Below are 3,245 nucleotides of genomic sequence, written 5' to 3'. Positions count from 1 at the left end.
CATGGATGGCTAACGGGCAGGTTAGTGGAAGAAGGATTCCTTACTCAAAATGCAGAATTATAGGTTAATCATATGACGTTTGAGGTGTTCAAAGGTAATGAAAGTACTCGAAAAAAGGACTGAAAAATATAAAAGGAAAGAGCCCCCAATCGCTTTATATTTCATAGGGAGTTTTTATGTATTAGCTGAATTACTTCCTATCGAATATCGGAATATATGGACTTCATTGGGGATATGTGTTTTTACAATCTTCTTTTTCTGGTTGGTTATTGAAAGAATAAAGGGCTGGTATTATACAAAGTGGACGATATTCATTCTTATTTATGTATTGGGATTTGGATTGTATTTCTTTAATGACATAATTAGGAATTAAATTACCTTTGTACTTAAACTATATGGCTGCAATAGTTCAAGATTGGGTTGCTGCGGTAGCCCTTTTCCTTGTTCCACTCCCTCAGTTTAATAGCTTTTTCTTACGAATGCTCGCTAAAGGGAGTGGAAGAAGGAATAATTAAATTCTATATCGAATGCATTAAATGTAAGAAAATGTTGTTATTACCAATGGTAGATTATAAATAGAAGGTAATTTGGATGCGTAGGTGGAGAATATGGAATCTAAGCTAATTATCATACGAGGAAACTCTGGGAGTGGAAAAACAACGACTGCAAAAAATCTTCAAAATCATTTGGGGAATGGAACGCTCTTGGTTTCTCAGGACACCGTTCGCCGTGAAATGTTGAAGGTTAACGATAGAGAAGGAAACCTTTCAATTGATTTGATTCGCCAAATCGCAGAATACGGTAAAGATAAATGTGAATTTGTTATTGTGGAAGGAATCTTGTATAAAAATCGTTATGGTCAAATGCTGAATAACTTAATCCAGTTCTTTAACCATAAGACATATACTTATTATTTTGATTTATCCTTTGAGGAAACAGTCATACGCCACAACTCTAGTTCGAAAAAGATGGAATTCGGAGAAGATTCTTTGCGTGCCTGGTGGAAGCCAAACGATTATCTTGGCGTGGATGGAGAAATGATTTTGACTAATGATATGTCACAAAACGATGTATTGAAACTAATTTTAAATCAACTACAAGAGTAATTATTCCGATTGGTTTGAAATACTAATTTTCTTCTTCAACTCTAACGTTGAAGAAAAAATAAAAGGATTCTTACCCAAAAACAAGAATTTATATTTATTGGTATTTTAATAAGCACTACTTGAAAATAGGAGGTATTGAATTGGAGGAGTTAATTAAGGAGTACGCCTTAGGATACACATTGCTTCGGGAAGCCATCGAAGGATTAACCGAGGATGAGCTTCGTTACAAGCCCGCACCGGAAAAATGGAGCATTCATCAAATCCTCATACATGTAACGGATTCCGAGATCTCGTCCACATCTAGGCTAAAAAAAGTCTTGGCGGAGGATGAGCCGATTCTGATTTCATTTGACCAAGACGCATGGGCTAATAACTTGGGATATGATCTGGTGGACCGTGAACAGCATTTGCTTCTTTTCAAATTGCTACGTTCCAGTATGCAGCCTATTCTGGACCATCTAACTAGTGAACAAAGCAAGCGAGTGGGGGTGTATGTCGATCAGGTGCGGTTCACATTTAAGCAATTGCTGGAATTTAGAGTGCAACATGTCCGCGACCACCTTGATCAAATGGAACGGGTAAAGAATGCATATCAAGAGAACCAATCCTATTAAACTAATTAAACTACCATGAAAATTAACTTCTTTAACTCAGTGAAAAAAGGCAATACTAAAGAGGACGCAGCTCATTCATTTTTAAAAAAAAGGGGAGAGCGCCAAATTCATTGATCTATGGTTTAGAAAGTGACTGGATCAAGATGCTTTAGGTTCTTCTAACGTAACGGTGTATCCTAAACTTTCAAGTCGTCTCAGTGAATGGCGAACGATAGATTGTTGTCTCTGTTTATCAAAGTAGTCTTCGCCTAAGTCTACATACATTTCTTTTCGGGTTAAGAGATAATAAGAGATACGTAAGATTGCGTGAGCGACTACAATACCAGCACGTTTCTTACCCTTTCGGGATGCTGTACGTCTATACAGTGCTCCGAGATAGTTTTTGGATCCTCTTACTGAATGAGCTGCTTCTGTTAACGCCGATCTTAAATACTTATTTCCTTTTTTAGTTTTGGCTGATTTTCTTTTTCCAGCACTTTCATTTTGCCCAGGAACTAATCCTGCCCAAGAACACATATGAGCTGCAGTGGGGAATTGTTTCTTCACATCAGTCCCAATTTCGGATAGAATTTGCTCAGCCATTCTAGTCGCTATACCAGGAATCGAATCCAATCGTGATATATCCTCTTGATAAGAGCTGACTCTGTCCGCAACTTCCTTATCAAGCATCTCGATTTGCTCAGTAAGAAAATCAATATGACCTAAAATGGTTTTTAACATGAGGCGTTGATGTGAATTGATATAGCCTTTTAGGGCGAGTTCCAGTTCTTCTTTCTTCTTCTTCATGCTGCGTCGAGCGAAGTTTGCTAGTTTTTCAGGGTCCTCTTCACCATCGGCAATGGCATCAAGCATATCTCGTGCTGAAACACCCAACACATCTGAAACCACAGATCCCAACTTAATATTCGCGCCTTCTAACACTTTTTGGATTCGATTATGTTGTCTGGCACGCTCCTCAATAATACTTCGACGATATCGAACGAGTTCACGCAATTCACGTTGATTTCGGTCAGGGATATAACTGGCTTTAAGTAGTCCATGGCGAAGAAGTTTGGCGATCCATTCTGCATCCTTCACATCTGTTTTTCGTCCTGGAACAGCCTTCATATGTTGGGCATTCACAACTAAAAACTTAATATCCTCAGCTTCAAGTAAATTCACAATCGGCTTCCAATAAACACTCGTGCTTTCCATGGCGACATGGGTACAATTATGTTGTTTAATCCAGTCAACCAACTGTAATAGAAATACAGTTTTAGTAGAGAACGTTTGAATCTCCTTTCCTTCAGGTGTCAAAATACAGGCAGTAATATTGTCCTTATGGACATCCATACCGCATGCTCTTTCAATGACTATATCCATTGAAAACATCCTTTCTACGGCGATCATTATAATTAGAGGCTGGTGCAACAACCAGAATAGGATTAATCTACCATGTGTGCTTCCCGTAAGGGAGCGACAGTCAGTGGTGCACCGTGGTCGGTGGAGTCAGACTAACGGATGGGCTCTAACGCACCATAGTTCA

General features: G+C 38.7%; 3 protein-coding genes. 2 read left to right on the top strand and 1 reads right to left on the bottom strand.

From position 1 onward, the window contains the following. The first annotated feature begins 608 nt into the window (after positions 1 to 608). Complete coding sequence (locus V7150_RS14895; RefSeq protein ID WP_335519668.1) at positions 609 to 1,106, top strand: kinase; 498 nt, start codon at positions 609 to 611, stop codon at positions 1,104 to 1,106. Positions 1,107 to 1,246: 140 nt separating this feature from the next. After that, complete coding sequence (locus V7150_RS14890; protein ID WP_335519665.1) at positions 1,247 to 1,720, top strand: DinB family protein; 474 nt, start codon at positions 1,247 to 1,249, stop codon at positions 1,718 to 1,720. Positions 1,721 to 1,858: 138 nt separating this feature from the next. Here V7150_RS14890 and V7150_RS14885 read toward each other — a convergent pair whose 3' ends face one another. Further along, positions 1,859 to 3,082, bottom strand: a complete 1,224-nt coding sequence (locus V7150_RS14885) for an IS110 family transposase (protein ID WP_335519662.1) — start codon at positions 3,080 to 3,082, stop codon at positions 1,859 to 1,861. Positions 3,083 to 3,245: the final 163 nt, after the last annotated feature.

This window comes from Neobacillus drentensis (genome assembly GCF_036965245.1).
GTDB lineage: Bacteria > Bacillota > Bacilli > Bacillales > Cytobacillaceae > Neobacillus > Neobacillus drentensis_G.
Note: the sequence above shows the minus strand (reverse complement) of the source record. Positions and strands in the feature narration are given on the sequence as shown.

What these genes read in the sequence shown, in the direction of transcription:
- V7150_RS14895 (WP_335519668.1), top strand. Translation starts at nt 609, where the DNA reads ATGGAATCTAAGCTAATTATCATACGAGGAAACTCTGGGAGTGGAAAA.
- V7150_RS14885 (WP_335519662.1), bottom strand. Translation starts at nt 3,082, where the DNA reads ATGGATATAGTCATTGAAAGAGCATGCGGTATGGATGTCCATAAGGAC.